At 68.1% G+C, this 18,663-nt stretch carries 21 protein-coding genes; 17 read left to right on the forward strand and 4 right to left on the reverse strand.

Annotation, left to right across the window (positions count from 1 at the left end; all coding sequences use genetic code 11):
• Window positions 1-75: 75 nt before the first annotated feature.
• Window positions 76-1,296: an MFS transporter gene (locus tag DEJ19_RS01185; protein ID WP_258366794.1), complete on the forward strand. Its 1,221-nt coding sequence runs from the start codon at window positions 76-78 to the stop codon at window positions 1,294-1,296.
• Window positions 1,297-1,331: 35 nt separating this feature from the next.
• Here the strand turns inward: DEJ19_RS01185 and DEJ19_RS01190 are convergent, their stop codons facing one another.
• A complete protein-coding gene (locus tag DEJ19_RS01190; protein WP_110894274.1) occupies window positions 1,332-1,694 on the reverse strand; it encodes a MerR family transcriptional regulator in 363 nt (120 codons plus the stop codon).
• Between the two features lie 206 nt (window positions 1,695-1,900).
• On the opposite strand from DEJ19_RS01190, the gene DEJ19_RS01195 reads away from it, so the two are divergent.
• From DEJ19_RS01195 to DEJ19_RS01240, 10 genes are all read left to right on the forward strand, one after another.
• The gene (locus DEJ19_RS01195; protein WP_110894275.1) at window positions 1,901-3,418 is read left to right on the forward strand and encodes a SulP family inorganic anion transporter; all 1,518 of its coding nucleotides are present in this window, start codon (window positions 1,901-1,903) and stop codon (window positions 3,416-3,418) included.
• A 146-nt stretch (window positions 3,419-3,564) separates the two neighbouring features.
• Window positions 3,565-3,801 carry a LacI family DNA-binding transcriptional regulator gene (locus DEJ19_RS01200; RefSeq protein WP_110894278.1) on the forward strand — a complete coding sequence of 79 codons (237 nt, stop codon included), beginning with the start codon at window positions 3,565-3,567 and terminating at the stop codon, window positions 3,799-3,801.
• Between the two features lie 249 nt (window positions 3,802-4,050).
• Window positions 4,051-4,221: a hypothetical protein gene (locus DEJ19_RS01205; protein ID WP_181421161.1), complete on the forward strand. Its 171-nt coding sequence runs from the start codon at window positions 4,051-4,053 to the stop codon at window positions 4,219-4,221.
• Between the two features lie 331 nt (window positions 4,222-4,552).
• Window positions 4,553-5,908, forward strand: a complete 1,356-nt coding sequence (locus DEJ19_RS01210; RefSeq protein ID WP_110894280.1) for an aspartate aminotransferase family protein — start codon at window positions 4,553-4,555, stop codon at window positions 5,906-5,908.
• A 1-nt stretch (window position 5,909) separates the two neighbouring features.
• On the forward strand, window positions 5,910-6,713 hold the full coding sequence (locus DEJ19_RS01215; protein ID WP_110894282.1) for a GntR family transcriptional regulator: 804 nt from the start codon (window positions 5,910-5,912) through the stop codon (window positions 6,711-6,713).
• Between the two features lie 112 nt (window positions 6,714-6,825).
• Window positions 6,826-7,968, forward strand: a complete 1,143-nt coding sequence (locus DEJ19_RS01220; protein ID WP_110894284.1) for an ABC transporter substrate-binding protein — start codon at window positions 6,826-6,828, stop codon at window positions 7,966-7,968.
• Window positions 7,965-8,861, forward strand: a complete 897-nt coding sequence (locus DEJ19_RS01225; protein ID WP_220033648.1) for an ABC transporter permease — start codon at window positions 7,965-7,967, stop codon at window positions 8,859-8,861. The genes DEJ19_RS01220 and DEJ19_RS01225 overlap by 4 nt, the downstream gene beginning before the upstream one ends.
• A complete protein-coding gene (locus DEJ19_RS01230; RefSeq protein ID WP_110894286.1) occupies window positions 8,858-9,703 on the forward strand; it encodes an ABC transporter permease in 846 nt (281 codons plus the stop codon). The genes DEJ19_RS01225 and DEJ19_RS01230 overlap by 4 nt, the downstream gene beginning before the upstream one ends.
• Window positions 9,700-10,788 (forward strand): ABC transporter ATP-binding protein, encoded by a 1,089-nt coding sequence (locus DEJ19_RS01235; RefSeq protein WP_258366795.1) that lies wholly within the window; start codon window positions 9,700-9,702, stop codon window positions 10,786-10,788. The genes DEJ19_RS01230 and DEJ19_RS01235 overlap by 4 nt, the downstream gene beginning before the upstream one ends.
• Window positions 10,785-11,621, forward strand: coding sequence for an alkaline phosphatase family protein (locus tag DEJ19_RS01240; RefSeq protein WP_110894290.1), 837 nt, complete (start codon window positions 10,785-10,787; stop codon window positions 11,619-11,621). The genes DEJ19_RS01235 and DEJ19_RS01240 overlap by 4 nt, the downstream gene beginning before the upstream one ends.
• Window positions 11,622-12,189: 568 nt before the next feature.
• On the opposite strand, the gene DEJ19_RS01245 is transcribed toward DEJ19_RS01240, so the two are convergent.
• The 3 genes from DEJ19_RS01245 to DEJ19_RS01255 are packed head-to-tail and all read right to left on the reverse strand — an operon-like array spanning window position 12,190 to window position 13,143.
• Complete coding sequence (locus DEJ19_RS01245; RefSeq protein ID WP_110894292.1) at window positions 12,190-12,540, reverse strand: hypothetical protein; 351 nt, start codon at window positions 12,538-12,540, stop codon at window positions 12,190-12,192.
• A 25-nt stretch (window positions 12,541-12,565) separates the two neighbouring features.
• Window positions 12,566-12,832 carry a hypothetical protein gene (locus DEJ19_RS01250; protein ID WP_110894294.1) on the reverse strand — a complete coding sequence of 89 codons (267 nt, stop codon included), beginning with the start codon at window positions 12,830-12,832 and terminating at the stop codon, window positions 12,566-12,568.
• Window positions 12,829-13,143: a DUF7882 family protein gene (locus DEJ19_RS01255; RefSeq protein WP_110894296.1), complete on the reverse strand. Its 315-nt coding sequence runs from the start codon at window positions 13,141-13,143 to the stop codon at window positions 12,829-12,831. Before DEJ19_RS01255 ends, DEJ19_RS01250 begins: the two co-directional genes overlap by 4 nt.
• 333 nt (window positions 13,144-13,476) lie before the next feature.
• On the opposite strand from DEJ19_RS01255, the gene DEJ19_RS01260 reads away from it, so the two are divergent.
• The 6 genes from DEJ19_RS01260 to DEJ19_RS01285 all read left to right on the forward strand — a co-directional run bounded on the left by DEJ19_RS01260 (window position 13,477) and on the right by DEJ19_RS01285 (window position 18,580).
• Window positions 13,477-13,797: a hypothetical protein gene (locus tag DEJ19_RS01260; RefSeq protein ID WP_110894298.1), complete on the forward strand. Its 321-nt coding sequence runs from the start codon at window positions 13,477-13,479 to the stop codon at window positions 13,795-13,797.
• Window positions 13,798-14,123: 326 nt separating this feature from the next.
• Window positions 14,124-15,113 carry an AraC family transcriptional regulator gene (locus DEJ19_RS01265; RefSeq protein WP_110894300.1) on the forward strand — a complete coding sequence of 330 codons (990 nt, stop codon included), beginning with the start codon at window positions 14,124-14,126 and terminating at the stop codon, window positions 15,111-15,113.
• A 298-nt stretch (window positions 15,114-15,411) separates the two neighbouring features.
• On the forward strand, window positions 15,412-16,122 hold the full coding sequence (locus DEJ19_RS01270) for a GAF and ANTAR domain-containing protein (RefSeq protein WP_110894302.1): 711 nt from the start codon (window positions 15,412-15,414) through the stop codon (window positions 16,120-16,122).
• Window positions 16,123-16,457: 335 nt separating this feature from the next.
• On the forward strand, window positions 16,458-17,552 hold the full coding sequence (locus tag DEJ19_RS01275; protein WP_258377397.1) for a fatty acid desaturase family protein: 1,095 nt from the start codon (window positions 16,458-16,460) through the stop codon (window positions 17,550-17,552).
• Between the two features lie 242 nt (window positions 17,553-17,794).
• Window positions 17,795-17,977: a hypothetical protein gene (locus tag DEJ19_RS01280; protein WP_110894306.1), complete on the forward strand. Its 183-nt coding sequence runs from the start codon at window positions 17,795-17,797 to the stop codon at window positions 17,975-17,977.
• 246 nt (window positions 17,978-18,223) lie between these two features.
• Complete coding sequence (locus tag DEJ19_RS01285; protein ID WP_181441525.1) at window positions 18,224-18,580, forward strand: MarR family winged helix-turn-helix transcriptional regulator; 357 nt, start codon at window positions 18,224-18,226, stop codon at window positions 18,578-18,580.
• Window positions 18,581-18,663 lie beyond the last annotated feature (83 nt).

Genomic DNA, 18,663 nt, shown 5'->3' on the forward strand with positions numbered 1-18,663 from the left:
CCGAACACATCCGAAATCGATCTTCCGCTCGAGCCGGCGCCACCAGCAGACCTGGTAGCCACTCCGGCTGTGGGGATGGCGCGTCAGCGCCGTTTCCACTGGTTGCCGTGGGTTGCTGTGGTTGCCGCTGGCGGTGTGTTGTCGGTGATGAGCGCACCGGGTCAGACGGCGGGTTTGTCGGTGTTCACGGATCCGCTGATCCGTGAACTTGGGGTGTCCCGCACCAAGGTGTCCGGGAGTTACCTCGTCGGCACGCTAATCGGGGCGTGCGTTCTCCCGTTGACGGGTCGTGCGCTGGATCGTTGGGGCGTGCGGCGGATGACGATGCTTATCGGCGTCGCGTTCGCGGTGTTCCTCGTGGCGCTGAGCCTGATCAGTGAGGTCGTCGGGTTGACGGCCGGCTCCGTCGGTGTCCGCATGGCCGGGCAAGGTGCGTTGTCCCTGGCTGCGACGACCGTCGTTGCGCGGACGGTCAGGAATCGGCGAGGGCTCGCTTTAGGCATCGCGTCGGGGATCGGCTCCGGAGGGATTTCCCTCGTGCCAGTGTTCGTCGAGTCCCTCATCGCCACCTCGAACATCCACACCGCGTGGCGGGTGGAGGCGATTGCCGTCGCCGTGGTTGTGATTCCAGTCGCGTTCTTCCTCCCGCGCCATCAAGAGCCCGGCTCGCAGACAGCACAGAGCGGTGCCGATGTTGGGCAGCAGCTGTGGACGCTCCGCGAGGCGGCGTCGACGGGGATGTTCTGGGTGATCGCTGCCGGACTGGCAGCATCCGGGATGCTGAGCACCGCTCTGGCGTTCCATCAGGTCGCCGTCCTCGGAGAGCAGGGCCTGACCGCAACGGAGGCTGCTGCGAACTTCCTGCCGCAGACGGTCACCGGAATCGCTGCGACGCTCATCACCGGTGCGCTTTCGGACCGGATCGCACCGAAGTGCGGGGTGACCATCGCCATGGTCACCCTCACGGGCGCCCTCGTGCTGCTGCCGACGGTGCAGCCTGGGTGGACCGCGATCGTCTACGGGCTCGTCCTCGGCGCCGCGGGCGGCAGCCTCCGCGGTATCGAAGCCGCGGCGTACGTGCGGTACTACGGGACGGCGAACATCGGCGTGATCCGCGGCGTGGCGACCGGGGTGAACCTCGCATCGACCGCGTTCGGGCCACTACTGCTCGCCCTCGGCCACGACATCGCTGGCAACTACACCGCCCCCGTGCTGTGCTTCGCGGTCCTACCCGCGACGGTCGCCATGGTGTCGGTCTTCGCCCGACCACCGAAGCATCCCTCGCTCGTTCAGTAGCGCCACTGGTCCCCGTCGAATTCGGGGGGGGCCAGTCAGTGTGCGCGGAGGCTGTCGAGAAATTCGTCGACCATTTCCAGCTGCTCATCCAGGCGCTCTCGCCGTGCTTCAGCATCGCGGATGAACACCGCAACCCGGGCCCGCACGGCAGTGACGTCCACGTCCGGACTCGCCTCATCGAGGACGCGAACCGCGTCGACGAGGATCGCGGCCTCGCTGAGGGAGAACCCCAATGGCTTCATTCGTCGCACCATCAGCAGCCGCTCGACGTCCTCCTCTGAGTAGAGCCGGAACCCGCCATCGGTGCGCCCGGACGGGTGCAGCACCTCTGCTGCGTCGTAGTCACGGATCGTCTTCACGGATAGCCCCGTCCGCTCCGCGACCTCACCGATCTGCATGAGGTACTCGCTCGTTCCGGCAGCTCCTTCGTTGCTCACTTGCGCACCAACCCTTCCGTGACGGTAGAGTCGAACCATACCAACTCTCCCGTGACGGAAGAGTCGGGTTTCTGGCTGGCCCCTGGTGTGGCCGGCGTGCGCGATGACGCGCCCTACGACATTCCCTCGCGGGCGCAGAGCGTCCGCACCCTCACCGAAGGAGAACCGTGACCACTGTCACGCCAGCACCGGCCCCGGTGCACACCAGCCCCACCGTCCTGTCCGCGTTGAAGAGCCCGCGGATCCTGACCCGTGAAGTCCTCGCCGGCCTCGTCGTCGCCTTGGCGCTCATCCCGGAAGCGATCTCGTTCTCCATCATCGCTGGCGTCGATCCTCGTGTCGGGTTGTTCTCAGCGTTCGTGATGGCCGTCGTCATCTCCATCGTCGGCGGCCGTGCCGCGATGATTTCCGGTGCGACCGGCGCCATCGCCCTTGTCGTCGCTCCGGTGATGAAGGAGCACGGCCTGGACTACCTGATCGCGACTGTCCTGCTCGGCGGCGTCTTCCAGCTCATCCTCGGCGGACTTGGTGCGGCGAAGCTGATGCGCTTTGTGCCGAGGTCGGTGATGGTCGGGTTCGTTAACGCGCTCGCGATCCTGATCTTCACCGCGCAGCTGCCGAACATCATCGGCGTCGACTGGCTCGTCTGGCCGATCACCATCGTCGGAATCGCGATCATCGTGCTTCTGCCCCGCCTGACGAAGGCGATCCCGGCGCCGCTCGTCGCGATCGTCGTCCTGACGCTTGTGACTGTGTTCGCGTCGATCGCCGTGCCGACCGTGGGCAACGAGGGCAAGCTGCCCGACAGCCTGCCGACCCTGTTCATCCCGAACGTGCCGCTGAACCTCGAGACGCTGACGATCATCGCGCCCTATGCCCTCGCGATGGCACTCGTCGGTCTTCTCGAGTCACTCATGACGGCCAAGCTCGTCGACGAGGTCACCGACACCAGCTCTCGGAAGACCCGGGAAGCGCTCGGTCAGGGCATCGCGAACATCTGCTCCGGCCTCCTCGGCGGGATGGGTGGCTGCGCGATGATCGGGCAGACGATGATCAACGTGAAGGCCTCCGGTGCCCGCACCCGCATCTCCACCTTCCTCGCCGGCGTGTTCCTGCTCGTCCTCGTCGTTGGGCTCGGCGACATCGTCGCCATCATCCCGATGGCGGCCCTGGTCGCGGTCATGGTGATGGTCTCCGTCGGCACCTTCGACTGGCACAGCATCAAGCCCTCCACTCTGAAGCGCATGCCTGTCGGGGAGACCATCGTCATGGTCCTCACCGTCGTGCTGACTGTCGCCACCGACAACCTCGCCGTCGGCGTGATCATCGGCGTCATCGCCGCGATGGTCGTCTTCGCCCGCCGCGTCTCCCACTTCACCTCCGTCACCCGCAGCATCGAGACCAGCGGAACCGGGGAGCAGCACGCGCTCTACACCGTCGAGGGCGAGCTGTTCTTCGCCTCCAGCAACGATCTGACCACCCAGTTCAATTACGTCGACGACCCTGAGCTCGTCGTCATCGACATGACCCGCTCCCACGTCTGGGACGCCTCCACCGTCGCCGCACTTGACGCCATCGAGACGAAGTACCAGGCACACGGCAAGCGGGTCGACATCCAGGGACTCAACGATGCCAGCCAGGCCTTCCACGGCCGCCTCGCCGGGAACCTCGGTGGCGGTCACTGACCTCCCAGTTCTCCGCCCGGCTCAGCGGATGCAACATGTGATTGGGCGGAGCAGCGGGCCGGCGTAGCCCCTTTCCGTCGGCCCCGGGCGGGTGCCGCTCAGTCGTCCTGACGGCACCCGCCACCCTCGATCGTGATCGGAGGAACATGACCGGCAAGCCGACCATCTACGACGTCGCCGCGGCAGCACATGTGTCCCATCAGACCGTGTCCCGCGTCCTCAACGGATCCGAACGGGTGCGCCCAACGACGCGGACCCAGGTCGCGGCCGCGATCCGCGCACTGCACTACCAACGAGACGACCACGTCGCTGCGCTTGGTCGACGTCGCCGCACAGCTTCGGACTGGATAGGTCCCAGAGCAGAGAGGGAGGCTCGCGAGTAGACACTTCACCGGATGCTTGCTCCGCAAGCTGTGTCAGAATCGTCCTGCGTTCATGGTGTGCGCAACCAACCGGCCCTCGGGTCGGTTTTTTTGTACCCAGAAGTCCCCGCCGCGATCAACGCAGCAGGGATGCGCATTCAGAGCGGGTTCCGGCCGCATCCTCCTCACGGAGGCCCCAGTCCTCGGACGTGCACGGTGCACGACCCGAGAGCCAACCGGTCGGCTGACAGATCGAACGGTGGAGGTTCCATGCTCCAGCTGTCGATTGAGATCCCTGCCCCCGCCGCCTACGCGGTCGGCTTCGCCCTAGCGGTGCTTTTCATCGCGATCGCGATCCGCCACGTGTGGTCGATCCTGAACGACAAGGCGGCCCGCCGCGTCGCTCGGATGCAGCGGGCCAAGGCGCTTCGCAAGAAGTAGCCGGACTCAAAAAACGCAAGGAGAACGACGTATGACGCGCTCGCGAGAACTGGCATCGGCCCGCAGACTCGTTCGGAGTCACGAGGATGTGTGGTCGGAGGAGTGTCGCGACGGCGCCTGTGGCACGTCGGCGGTCGACGGATTCCTCGGCGGAAGCGACTGCGCGCGAGGGTCGACGTTGCGCTCGTTCGGCCGATGGACACGTGATCGTCATCCGCCTGTCACCCGCACGGCCCGACGGGTCACGTCGGCGCAGCACAATGGTCTAGACCGATCCGGCGTACGCTGTGCCACCGGGCGGGTCGAGACGCCGAACGACAGGACCCAGACGATGCCCCCGACCAGCACCGGAACCGCTTCCATCCTCGAGGGCAACAGCCTGAAGGCGGAGGATGTGGCGCTGCTCGACTCCCGTACCCGGACAATGGTGGAACACCGACGGGCGCGACTCGGTCCGGCGTACCGGCTCTTCTACCGGCGACCGGTCGAGCTCGTCCGCGGGGCGGGTGCCCGCGCTTGGGACGCCGACGGCAACGAGTACCTCGACCTGTACAACAACGTGCCGTCCGTCGGTCATGCGCACCCTGTGGTCGTCGACGCTGTCGAGCGGCAAATGCGGACGCTCAACACACACACCCGCTACCTGCACACGGGGGTCCTCGCCTACGCGGACGACCTGCTCTCGACGATGCCGGAGCCGCTCGATCAGGTGATGTTCGTCTGCACCGGATCCGAGGCGAACGACCTCGCGCTCCGCGTGGGGCGTGCCTACACGGGCGGGCGGGCGTGGATCGCGACGCGTGAGGCCTACCACGGCAACACCGCCCTGGTGTCGGCGCACTCGCCCGCCCTGTCCGCGGCTGAGGAGATGGACCCGGCACTCCGGATCGTGGAGCCGCCGGACACCTACCGGCACGGCTCGTCCGAGGCCGCGGGGGCGGCGTTCCTCTCGGGCGTCGCTGCAGCGATCGCGGAGGTCGAGGCATCGCGGGACGGGTTCGCCGGCCTGATCGTGGACTCATCGTTCTCCTCGGACGGGGTCTTCACCGGGGAGCCGGGGATGATCCGCGCTGCGGTCGACCTGGTACACCGACACGGCGGAGTGCTCGTGGCGGACGAGGTGCAGCCCGGGTTCGGGCGCACGGGTGAGGCCTTCTGGGGCTTCGCGCGCCACGGCCTCGTGCCGGACCTCGTGACGACCGGTAAGCCGATGGGCAACGGCTTCCCCGTAGCCGCGATGGCCGCGCGCTCCGAGGTGCTCGAGCCGTTCGCGTCGCAGCGACCGTACTTCAACACGTTCGGCGGCAACCCCGTCGCGATCGCGGCCGCGCAGGCGGTCCTCGACGTCGTCCGCGACGAGGGGCTCCAGGAGCGCGCGCTGCACGTGGGCAGGGTGCTGCGTGACGGCCTCCGCGAACTCGCCGGTACCCACGCGGTCATCGGGGACGTCCGTGGTGCTGGGCAGTACACGGGCGTCGAGCTCGTCCTCCACGGCGATCCCGCGCAGCCAGCGTCGACGACCGCGCTCGACCTGCTCGAGGAACTGCGTGAGCGTCGGGTTCTGACGAGCGTCTGCGGTCCGACGAACAACGTGCTGAAGCTCCGGCCGCCGCTCGCGTTGAGGGAGACGGACGTCCCGCGGTTGCTCGACGCGCTCGACGGCGGACTCACCGCCCTGGGGGTCTGACGTGGCCGAGTCCGCGACCGCCGACGACCTGCTCGCCGCAGCGCGTCGCGCAGCCCCGGGCGGTGGCGGTCCGGCGCACCTCCGCATCGCCGACTGGCTCCGTGACCACGCGGGGGCCCACACCGCCCCGGGTGCCCGTCTGCCGTCGGAGCGGGCGCTCGCTGAGGCCTTCCGTGTCAGCCGGATGACGCTCCGTCACGCGCTCGACGCGCTCGAGCGCGACGGGCACCTGGTACGCCGGCCGGGGACGCGCGGCGGACTCGTGGTCGCACACCCGCGCGCCCGCGTCGACATCGCGGACCTGGTCGGGCTGACCCCGCAACTGCAGCGGACGGTCGACACCGTCGAGTCGCGTCTGGTCCTCGCGCGGACGATGGTGGCGCCGCCCAAGGTCGCCCGAGCCCTCGGCATCGCGGCAGCGGCGGGGGCCGAGCTCCTCGCCGGCGACGTGCACGCCGTCACCCGCGTGCGGATTGCCGACGAGGTACCCGTCGTCCTGGAGCGTTCGTTCTTCCCGGCCGCGCGGTTCCCGGATCTGCTGGACCACGACCTCGACGGCTCCCTCTACGAACTCCTGCGGACCCAGTACGGCGCCGCCCCGACGCGTGCCGACCAGGAACTCCTGCCCGTGGTGCTCGCGGACGAAGAAGCCGTGCTGCTCGACACGGAGCCCGGTGTCCCGGTGCTCGTCGTCAAGCGCACGGCCCTGTCCGGCGAGGTGCCGGTCGAGTACAGCCAGGACGTCTTCCTCCCGGAGCACCTGCGTCTGGCCGTGTCGGGCCGCATCACCAACGCCGCGCGCTGACCTCGCCACTGGTCTAGACCAAATTCACCTCGGCACCGCCCGGCGTTCACCTCCGCTCCACGCGATCGCATGAGGCTGTCGGTGTCCCCCCGGATCCCCACCGAAGGAAGTCATGTCCCTCTCAGTCAGTTCCTCCCGCCGCGGTTTCCGCCGGGCCCTCGCCGCGGGTGCGGCCCTCGCGACCACCGCCCTGCTCCTCACTGGGTGCGCGACGTCGAGCGACGCGTCCGCCTCCGAGAAGGTCGGATCGGACCTCGCCGAGATCACGAAGCTCGCGAAGCAGGAGGGGAAGCTGACCCTCCTCGCGTACCCGCGGACCTGGGCCAACTACGGCAAAACGATCGACGCCTTCGAGAAGGAGTACGGCATCGACGTCACCGTCAAGAGCCCGAACGCCTCGAGCGCCGAGGAGCTCACTTCGCTGAAGAACCTCAAGGGGCAGTCGAGCTCCGCGGACGTGTCCGACATCGGGTACTCGTTCACCGAGTCGGCCATCAAGCAGGGTCTGACCGAGCAGTACACGCCGAGCGTCGCGGACGAGGTCCCGTCGAACTTGAAGGACCCGGACCACAACTGGACCGGTGCGTACTACGGGGTGCTCAGCATCGGCGTCGACGCGAACAAGGTCGACGTCCCGAAGACGTTCGACGACCTGCTCGACCCGCAGTACAAGGGGAAGATCTTCATCGGTGACCCGCGCGAAGGCGCGTCGGCCCTTGCCACGGTGTCCGCGGCAGCGCTGGCGAACGACGGGAGCCTGACGGACGTCCAGCCCGGCATCGACTTCTTCGCGAAGCTCGCGAAGGGCGGCTACCTCGTCGACGCCTCCTCGAACGCGGCGGCGCTCGAGACCGGCCAGGCCGCAGTGACGTTCGACTGGAACTACAACTACTCCGGCGTGCAGTCCGAGATGGACGAGGCCGGCGTCGACCTTCGAACCACCGTGCCGTCCGACGGGGTCTTCGGCAACTACTATGCGCAGCCCATCACCGCGGACGCCCCGCACCCGAACGCCGCGCGCCTCTGGGTCGAGTGGCTGCTCGGTGGCGCCGGCGCGAACAACTACGCCGAGTCCGGCGCCGTCCCCGCCCGTTACGCCGCGATGGCCGAGGCCGGGACGCTCACGGACGCCGCGAAGGAGGGTCTGCCGGACGCCGACACCCTCGCCGAGATCGAGTTCCCGACCACGGAGAACGGCGACGCCGCGACCACCCTCGTCGTCGACCAGTGGGGCTCGAAGGTCGCCTCGAAGTGACCTCGCCCGTCACCCGCCAGGTCGCCGGTCCGCCACGTGCGGGCCGGCGGCCCCGGCCGTCCCTCGCAGGGCTCGGGGCCGTCCCCTTCCTCGCGTTCATGGCGGTGTTCCTCGTGATCCCGCTCCTCGTCAATGTCTGGACCGCCCTGCACGACGACGCCGGTGCGTGGTCGGTCGAGGCGTTCGCTCGCCTGGTCGGGCAGCAGTACCGGTCGGCGTTCCTCAACACCGCCGCGCTCTCCGCGACGACCGCCGTGCTCGGCGGACTGCTCGGCCTCGTCCTGGCCTGGGCGATCGCGACGTCGGCCAGGGTGCTGTGGCTCCGTGACCTGCTCCTGTCCTTCTCGGGCGTCGCATCGCAGTTCGCCGGGGTCCCGCTGGCCTTCGCCTTCGTCGCCGCGATCGGCGTCCAGGGCGTGGTCACCTCCCTCGTCCGCGACCTGACCGGTTGGGACCTGGCGAACTCGTTCTCCTTGTCGTCGTTCGGCGGGCTGACCGTCGTGTACCTGTATTTCCAGGCACCCCTGATGACGGTCCTGGTGCTCCCCGCCGTGGCGGGCATGCGCACCGAGTGGTCCGAATCGGCCACGAGTCTCGGCGCGAACCGCCTCCAGTACCTCCGTGACGTGGCGCTCCCGATCCTGGCTCCCGCGGTCGGCGGGGCGGCACTGCTCCTGTTCGCCAACTCCTTCAGTGCCTACGCGACCGCGTACGCCCTCGCCGGGGGCGGGGCGAACCTGGTCGCGATCCTCGTCGGCTTCTTCATCTCGGGGAACGTCCTCATCGACGAATCGTTCGCAGCGGCGCTCGCGACGGGCATGATCGTGGTCGTGGCGGTCGCGATGACCGTCCGCTGGGCGCTCAGCCGTCGCAGCTCGAGGTGGCTCAGATGAGCCGCTGGAGCGACGGCGTCCGCGCGGGCGTCCTCGTCGGCGCCGCGGTGCTCTTCGCCGTCCCGCTCGTCGCGAGCGCGGTGTTCGGGTTCTCGTCGGCGGGGGCCGTCACCGCGGAACCGCTCCTCGACGCCGTCGCGAGCCCGGAGTTCTGGCCCGACGCCCTGGCGAGCCTGCTGCTGGCGGTCCTGACGACCCTGGCGGTGCTCGTCCTGCTGGTCCCGACACTGTTCTGGCTGCACCTGCGCGCACCGCGCCTCCTGGGCCTGACCGAAGCGCTGTCGGTCCTGCCGCTGGTCGTCCCTGCCGTCGCCCTGGTGAACGGCGTGAACCTCGCCTTCCGGGCCACCGTGCCCGGGTTCCTCGTGAGCCTGTACAGTCTCGTCCCGTTCTACGTCGTCCTCGTCATGCCGCTCGTCTACCGAGCCCTCGACGGCGGATTCCGTGCCGTCGACCTGCCCACGCTCGTCAACGCGAGCACGAGCCTCGGCGCCGGGCCGTTCCGGACGTTCTTCGCCGTGGTGCTGCCGAACCTGCGGCAGGCGGTCGTGAACGCCGCACTGCTGACCACGGCGCTCGTCCTGGGGGAGTTCGCGTTGGCGACGCTCCTGTTGCACGACACCTACCCGGTGTTCCTCGCCCAGATCGGGCAGGACAGCCCGCGAGCGGCGGCGGCCCTCGCGGTCCTGACCCTGGTCGGCACCTGGGCGCTCCTCGCCGGCTTCACGCGGCTCGCCGGCCGTCGGCCCGGCGCCCACCACGACCGATCCGCCCCTGCCTTCCGGACCGCGACGACTCCCGCGCCGGTTCCCACCCCAGCGCTCGAGAGGACCACATCGTGACCGACCACTCCACATCCGTGCGGCTCGTCGGCGTCGAGAAGCGCTACGCCGGCCGTCGCGTCCTGGACGCGGTCGACCTCGACGTCAACGGCGGCGAACTCGTCGCCCTCCTCGGCCCGTCCGGTTGCGGGAAGACCACGGCGCTGCGGATCATCGCGGGCTTCGAACGACCGGACGGCGGCGCCGTCCGCATCGGCGACCTCGACGTGACGAACGTCCGAGCGAGCCGTCGCGGCGTCGGACTGGTGTTCCAGGCGTACTCGCTGTTCCCCCACATGACCGCGTCCGAGAACGTCGCGTACGGCCTCGGGCTGCGCGGCACCGGACGCCGTGGGCGCGCAGCACGTGCTGCCGAGCTCCTGGGCATGGTCGGACTCGAGGAACACGGCGAGAAGTACCCGCACCAACTCTCCGGTGGGCAGCAGCAGCGCGTGGCACTGGTCCGTGCCCTCGCCATCGAGCCGCGTGTCCTCCTGCTCGACGAGCCGCTCTCCGCGCTCGACGCGCAGGTCCGCCAACGGCTCCGCGAGGAGATCCGGCGCATCCAGCGCGACAGCGGCACGACGACGGTCATCGTCACGCACGACCAGGAGGAAGCACTCACCATGGCGGACCGGGTGGCGGTCATGCGGGACGGTCGCATCGACCAGATCGGCACACCGGACGAGGTCTACGGCAACCCCGCGACGCCCTTCGTGTCGTCGTTCGTCGGCGTCGTGAACCGGGTGCCCGCGGTGATGCGCGATGACTGGACGGTCTCCGCGTTCGGTCGTGACGTCCTCGTCACCAACGGTTCGGACCACCTCCCCGGCAGCTTCGTCACGGCGCTGGTGCGTCCCGAGGCGATCCACCTGGAGCGGGGCGGAGGCGACGCCGAGGTCATCGGCTCGACGCTCCGCGGCGCGATGTCGAGCGTCGCACTCCGGATGCCCGGCTCCACGGATCTGGTCCGCGTCGATCTGCCGTCCGCCGAGGCCCGGCGGTTCACCCTCGGCGAGCGGGTCACGGTGACCTGCACCGCGCGGAGCGTGGTCGTCGACGATGCGGACCGACGTACGCCGGGGCCGACCGGAGCAGCCGCGTGACGCGCCGGAAGCTCCTCCTCGTCGGCATCGACGGCCTCCGCGTCGACGACGCCCTGACGGACGGAGCCGCACCCGCACTCGCGTCGATCGTGCGCGACGGCGGGATCCTCCCCATGACGATGGAGGTCCCGACGATCTCCGGTCCGGGGTGGAGCTCAATCCTCACCGGTGCCACTCACGCGCAGCACGGCGTGTTCGACAACTCCTTCTCCGGCAACACGCTGCACCGCTCCGCGGACTTCCTCAGCCGCATCGGCCGCGACCTGGACCGCGGCACCTTTGCGGCCTCCGGTTGGCCGCCCCTCGTCGACCCGGCGGGTCCCGGACCGGTCATCGCGACACGGTCGGACGACCAGCGGGCCGGTCGGCACCGGATCGTCGTGCGCGACGGCGAGACGTACGGGTACCGGTACGCGGACGGCGACATCACCGCGTTCGCCCTTCTCGCGCTCCGCGAGGCCGGTCCCGACGCGTCGTTCGTCTACCTCGGTGAGACGGACGAGGCGGCGCACCTGTACGGCGGCACCTCGAGCGAGTACGCGGCAGCCACCCAGCGCGTCGACCAGCACCTGGCACGACTCGCGTCGGCGGTGACCCGGCGGTCCGTCGACCATGACGAGGAGTGGGTCGTCGCGGTGACCACCGACCACGGTCACGTCGACGAGGGCGGCCACGGATGGGACGCTCCCGTGCTCACGCGGTCGTTCCTCGCCACGGTCGTCCTCCGCGACGGCGTGGCGGGGCCACTGCCGGAAGCGCCGGAGGCGCTCCGCCCGGAGACGGTCGCGGACCTCCTGGTCGACGTCGTCCTCACACCGGGCACGACGTCCTGACCGTCGTCCGCACCGGACGGGAGGGGCGGCGCCGGTCGGCACCGCCCCTCCCGTCCGACGGTCCTGGGTCTCACCCACCGTCGTCGACGCCGTGATCGTCGTGCTGCTGCTCACCGCGCTCCGAGCAGGCATCGGTCATCGAGACGCCGGTGCTGGTGCAGCCTGAGACCCCGGAGGTCGAGGACTACGCTCCGTGTTTATGGGACGCGGAGAACGAACGACCCGGCAGTTTCTTCGGATTCAAGCGGCGGTCGGGACGGTCCTCTGCCCGCTCGTCGCCGTCACCCTCGTCGTCATCGGAGTCGTGCGAGCAGCAAGTGACGCTCCGCAGGGAGGATCAGGGCTTGGCTTTCTGGTCCTTCTCGTGTTCGTGCTCTTCGGAGGAACGTTCATTTGCTGGCATCGTTTCCGTGTCCTCAGCCGCTCGGATGTACCGCTGACAGAACGGACTGATGCATCGTCCCAGTAGCGGATCTTCTACCGGACGCTCGACGAACCTGCGCCCCGGAGGCGCTGGCTTCTCGGCTGTGTGAGCAGCACTGCTCGTCGTTTTCGCGGCACTCAGGCGTCACGGTTCGAAGTCGAAGTCGAAGTCCCAGTCGAGGTCGGGGATGTCGGTCATTTCCTCGGGCCAGGCGGGTCTGCTGGGGTGGAGTTTGTAGGTGGCGCGTTCGAGGCGTTCGATGACGGCGACGTCGAGGGGCTCGTCGGGGCTGTCCGGGACGGGGGTGGAGAAGATCTGGCTGGCGGGTCCGATCAGCAGGTGCGCGTAGGCGCGGCTGCCGGCGTCGGTGACGACGGGGATCTCGACGACGTCAGCGATGTGTGCTTCGCCGAGCGCGCGGGCATACCGGAGCAGTGCTTTGCAGGTTCGGTCCCCGGTGAGGACGCTGCCGGAGGCGTAGTGGATTCGTCGCATGGGGGTGCCTTCGCGTCGGTCGGGTTCAGTCGCTGATGTCGTCCGTGGACGAGGCGGCAGTTTCGAACCTGGTGGAGTGTTCGATGTTGTAGTCGTCGACGATCGCGATCTCGGTGGTGGCGGTGATGAGCAGCTGCGCGCGGGTGAAGCGTCCCTCTGTGGCGTTCACGGTCAACCAGAACGCCGGTTCGGCGGCGAGGCTTGTCATGATGTGGTCCCGCAAGGTGTCGGGATCCTGGTCGGCGACGGTGTAGGCGTTGCCGCCGTAGATCAAGACGGCTCGGCGGCTCATACGGGCTCCTCCGGTGGTGCTGGTTCCGGCACGATGCGCAGGCCCGCGGTGGCGATGGATGCTTGGTGCAACGCTTCCACCCAGTTGCGGTTGATGGATGGGTGGCGGCCACCGTTGTACTTGAACGCCAACGGGATCCCGGGGGCCAACCACAGCGCGGTGCGGCCATCTCCAGTGTCTTGGTTGTCACGCCAGGAGAAGATGAATCCTTCTCCGCGGCGAAGCTTGGATGCGATGACGATCTGGAGGTGAGCGAGGACTCGGTCGTCGAAGTCCGCGACCAACGTCGAGTCGTACGTAAGTTTTCCCATGACGCTTCCTGACCCGGTGATTGGGTAGCGTGCGCCCGGCTGATCACCAGTATGGCGGAGTCCCCTGATCGGGCTCCCAGGCCCGCTAATACTGCAGGTTCAACTTCTTTGTCAATCCCCTTCATCGTGGGGTGAGGGCGTCTTTACCGTTGGTGCACGTTCCGCAGACGCCTGGCTCCGCCGGGTTCAGGGAAGACCTGCTCCAGGCGTGCCGAACGTTCGAGGACAGCCATGAAGATCGTGCGCAACGTTCGGAGCAGGGCGTCTGTTCGCGACTCCAGATGGCGTGCGCAGCCCTCCGCCGCACGCTGTGAGGGTCGCACCGTCCCCTCCGTGGAGGATGTGCGGCTGGAGCTGGTCGGTGACGACCAGTGGCGGGTCATGAACGTGGCGCTCGAGCCCACCGACGTGACCGCGCTCCTCGGATTCGTCGAACGTATCGCAGGGGTTTTCGAGGCGACGTTCTTCAGCGACCCGACGACGATCCGCCGGTTCGCGACCGGCGAGGATGCGCGGCGAGCGTTCGTCCCGTCCGGCCCAACAGCAGACGTTTCGGTGGTCGTGGAGGCCGGAACATCTGGGCCGGGAGCCATCCCGATGTGGTTGCAGCGCCCCGGGCCGGAGCGTCACGCGGTCGCGGCTACTGATTTCTGATCAACCGGCCCCAGGACAGGGATCGGAACGGGGGATGTTCCTTCCCCGCCGAGCGGGAGAGCACACCCGGCCGAGATCGCATCCCGCCGCGAACGGCGCCGACAGGACAACCGGACCGCTGCCAGCGGGCAGCCCGACGAGAAAGCAGGACGACCCTTGGGGCAGTACATCTCCAACCCTGACACCGTTCCAGCTCAGCTGGTGACGCACACGCGCATCGGGCGGTTGCGCGCGCACGCGTCGCTCGAGAGCCTCCCCAACCACGACCCAACCCTCTACGAAGACTTGTTCCGTGACGAGGCGTCGGTGCGCTGGGGGTGGCAGCGATGAGCATCGCACCCGTCGCCACTCCAACCGTATCGGCATCACACGACGTGTCAGCGGTCCGGGTGGAAGCCGCCGGTACCAGCCCGGACCGAGCGATGGCGGACCTGCCTGGCCTCTACGCCGGTCAGCACTGGGCGACAAGAACAACGACGGCGGCCTACGCCTACCGGTACCTCGCCGTCGGGGACAGCCGCCTCACTCTCCGCCGTTCCCGCATGCGCGGTCACCTGCGCGGCGATGTGCCGCCCGGCGAGGATTACATCGTGGTGATGCTCCATGCCGGTACCACCAGCCTCGACGCCGCTGGCCTGCAGACTGCAGTAGAACCGGGCATGCCGACGCTCATTCTCCCGACGCAGTCGACCGAGTTTGAGGCAGAAGACTACGACCAGCGCCTGGTGCACCTTGACCGTGCCTTCGTGCACGCCGTCGCGGCGGAACGCTACGACACGAGCCGGGACCTCGACACCATCGGCCAGCATGCTGCTGTCACACCGGAAGCGCTGCACCAGTGGAGGTGCACCCTCGAAACCGTTTCCGCTGTCCTCGGTGACGGTGGTGTGACCTCGCTGCTGTGGCACCACGCTGCCCGCGCCGCCGCCACCGCGCTCCTCGACCTGTTCCCGCCGGAAGCCGATCCTCTTCCCGAGGCGCTGCGCTACCCGCGGAACGCGCGGATCCGGCAGGCGGTGGAGTACCTCCACGAGCACGCCGCGGAACCGGTGATGATCGGTGATGTCGCCCAGGCGACGGGGCTCAGCGTGCGCAGCATCCAAGAGGCCTTTCAACGGCATCTCGCGGCAACCCCGATGGCCTACCTGCGTGACCTTCGACTCGACCACGTCCGCGAGGAACTGCTCCAACAAACCCCGGAGACGACTGCCGTCAGCACGATCGCCCGCCGCTGGGGTTTCGCCCACCTCGGCCGGTTCGCCGGCGAGTACGTCCGGAAGTTCGGCGAATACCCCAAAGACACCCTCCGCAGGTGAACACGTCACCAGCACGCGAGCTCGACGAGGTTCCGAGCGGAGGTTTTTCCACGGTCATGCTGCAGGGCGCATCAACGACTGGCGGCCGCGCGCGCGTTGCACGGAAAACTGGCCCGGTCGACCCCTACCCGGGGGGTGTGGGTGGGCGTAGCTTCAGGGCATCGCTTGCACCGCTCGGGGTGAAGCTGAGCAGGCGCCCGGCTCCCGGGCCGGTTGGCGCCAGAGGCGTACTGATGAACACTCACCGAGCCCAGGCTCAAGTTGTCCCGGAACGCACCGTCGCGGACCGGTTCCGCTCATGACAAGCAACTACGAACTCCGCTCCGGATCCCCGCCGGACTCCGGCCTGAGCCTGCCCTTCCTCACCCTCGTTCCGGGCGACGGGGCGTCGGTTGCGACGTTCGGAACGTTCGCCGGCAACGAGACGATCTCGAGCACCGACAGTCGCGCTGGCCGAATCGACCAGCTCCAGTTCGACCTCAACGAAGGACCCTGCTGGGACGCACTCCAGCAGAACCAACCCGTCGTAGAACCCGACGTGCGAAACCACCCCACGAACCGGTGGCCCGCATTCCTCCCGGCTGCCGCCGACGACGGGGTAGGAGCGCTGTTCGCGATACCGCTCCGGTTCGGCCCCTTCCTCCTGGGCGCCGTTGACGTCTACGCACGGGGCCCGCTGCACGTGTCAGCAGATGCGGCGACAGCTGCGGTGGCCCTCGCCGACGCTGTCAGCCGACGAATCCTGCACCGACTCATCGTCCACCGCGACCACTCCGCCCCGATCCGACAGTTGCAGCGGCGCAGCGTGCATCAGGCGGCCGGCATCGTTCTCGCCCACCTCGGCCTTACCCCCACCGACGCGTACCTCCTCATCCAAGGACACGCAGCCGCCCGCGATGAAACCACCGCGGACACCGCCAACCAGATCCTCACCGGCGAACTCCGCATCACGCCCACCGGCGACCTCACCACCGAACCGCACGCACTCCCGCCAAGTTCTCACGTGTGAGCAGCACTGCACGGTGGACACCGTCGTCCCGTATGACGATCCCTGACTGGGACAGCGCCAGCATCGGGCTGCGTTGGGCAGTCACCCTCGTCCCAGCGGGATACCGGTTGCACGTTCACGAGGCTACTGAGAGTCCTAAATCTCGCTGGGGGATGATGCCTTCCTCCCCGGTGCCGGTGTTCGTGGCTCCTCACCTCTCGGTCAGGCGCAGCGCCAACCTGTGGCGGCCAACTTCGGGCAGGCCTCCACTTGGCGAACCTCTCCACTTTCCCACCCACCTGTGGTTGCGTGCAGGTATGGCGTGCAGTGGGACGCCGTGGGAGGGACGCAAGACCATGGCAGAGACGGCGCCGATCGGGTTCACGCGCACCCGGCCAGCCCCGGCCGGATCGCACAGCGGCACCTCGAGGTACTCGGGCCTGCTGAAGCAGGTCAAGTCGCGTGGCCTGCTGGAGCGCCGCACCGGCTACTACTGGATGGTGTTCGCCGTGCTGATCGTGACCCTCGGGCTTGCGTGGACGGCGTTCGTGTTCCTCGGCGCGTCGTGGTGGCAGCTCATCGTCGCTGGCGTGCTGGGCGTGCTGTTCACCCAGTTCGCGTTCCTGTCCCATGAGGCAGCTCACCGTCAGGTGTTCGCATCGAACCGGTGGAATGACCGCACCGCCCAGTACGCCGGGACGTTTCTGGCGGGGGTGAGCTACTCGTGGTGGATGAACAAGCACACCCGGCACCATGGCAACCCGAACACGGTTGGGAAGGACCCGGACGTGTCCTTCGACGCTCTCTCGTTCCGGGAGGAGGACGCAGCGAAGCGGCGCGGTTTCCTTCGCGTGCTGGTCCGGGTGCAGGGGTATGCGTTCTTCCCGCTGCTGCTGCTTGAAGGTGCGAACCTGCACTGGCAGTCCGCGAGGGTCCTCGGCAATGTGAAGGAGATCCGGGGACGCCATATCGAGGCGACGCTGTTCCTGCTCCGTTTCGTCGTCTACCTCGGCGTGGTGTTCTGGTTCCTGCCCGTGGGGATGGCGTTCGCGTTCCTCGGCGTGCAGCTGGCGGTGTTCGGCCTGTACATGGGTGCGTCATTCGCGCCGAACCACAAGGGCATGCCGATGATCCCCCACGACCAGAAGGTCGACTTCTTCAGCCGGCAAGTGCTGACCTCCCGCAACATCCGCGGCGGCTGGTTCATGGCCCACTTCATGGGCGGACTGAACTACCAAATCGAGCACCACCTGTTCCCGAACATGCCCCGGCCACACCTCGCTGCCGCCCGCCGGATCGTGCGGGACTACTGCGCCGAACACGACGTCCCATACACGGAGACCACGCTGATCGACTCGTACCGGATCGTCGTGGGCTACCTCAACCGCGTCGGGCTCGCCGCTCGGAACCCGTTCGAGTGCCCCCTCGTCGCAGAACGACGCGTCCGATAGCGTTGCGTTGCGCGCCACCGTCGGGGCCCCCTCAGGGATCCTCGTCCAGCCAGTTTGAACGCGTAGCCGCGCTGGGGGACGGCTCCGTCGGCCTCATGCGTATGTATGGTTCACCGCGTAAAATGTCCCAGCCGCGAACGTTCACTTGCGTGAATTGTTCACGTTGTGAAACAGTCTTGGCACTCCCTCGGCTGGGGGTGGCCCTAATTGGGTCGATCGCTGAACGACGAAAGGGACTTCTCGTGCGTAGCACCTATCAGAGCTTCCCCCAGAGCGGACGCATCACCGGTACTCACCAGCGGTTCGGTCTCACCGACCCCGCTATTGTCGACGCGTACGTGAACCACCGCGTCAACGACCCCTCGCTGCTCTCCAGCTCGACCGGGCCGTCCTACGCGGACTTCTTCGCCGCACCGGCTCAGTAACGCTCGGTTCACCCCACCCGAAGGGATCACTCGCCTGTGCCATTGACCGTTGTCCGCCGCGAACACATGCACCTGTACGCGCGAGAGCCGCGTTCGCGGTCGGCGAAGAATGCCACTGATGCGATCCTTCGACTGCAGCACGCGGAGGAGCAGCGCCTCGAGCAGGCGCGGATCGGCAGTGGGCTGTCGAAGAACGAGTTCCAGGCCGTCCGGTACATGCTGCAAGCGCACCGCGATGGTCGGGCGATGGGGCCGAAGGACCTCGCGGTGATGTTGAACGTGTCGAACGCGTCGGTGACGAAGATCGTCGACGGGCTCGTCACCAAGGGTGACTTCACCCGTGCTCCGCACCCGACCGATCGTCGCGCGCAGGTGCTGGAGCCGACGGTGCAGGCGGCGAAGAAGATCGATGACGCGTACACGAGCTATCACCAGGTGGTCGTCGAGGTGATCGATCATCTATCGCGTGAGGACAACGATGTGCTCACGCGGTGCCTGGGGCAGATCACCGACGCGCTCATCGCTGCTGGCACGCCGGAGCCGGCGGATGAATACACGGTCATCGACGAGTCCGACGATCACGCCCCCGATTCGGCCAAGTAGCGGGCTCCGCGCGCGTCGCTGCCGTTTGACAGGTGCGGGTGTGCTCGTGCTTCGCGTCCTATCCCGCCGCGAGGTGAGCGGCT

The sequence above is a fragment of the Curtobacterium sp. MCSS17_016 genome, from assembly GCF_003234255.2.
In the GTDB taxonomy this organism is placed as follows: domain Bacteria; phylum Actinomycetota; class Actinomycetes; order Actinomycetales; family Microbacteriaceae; genus Curtobacterium; species Curtobacterium flaccumfaciens.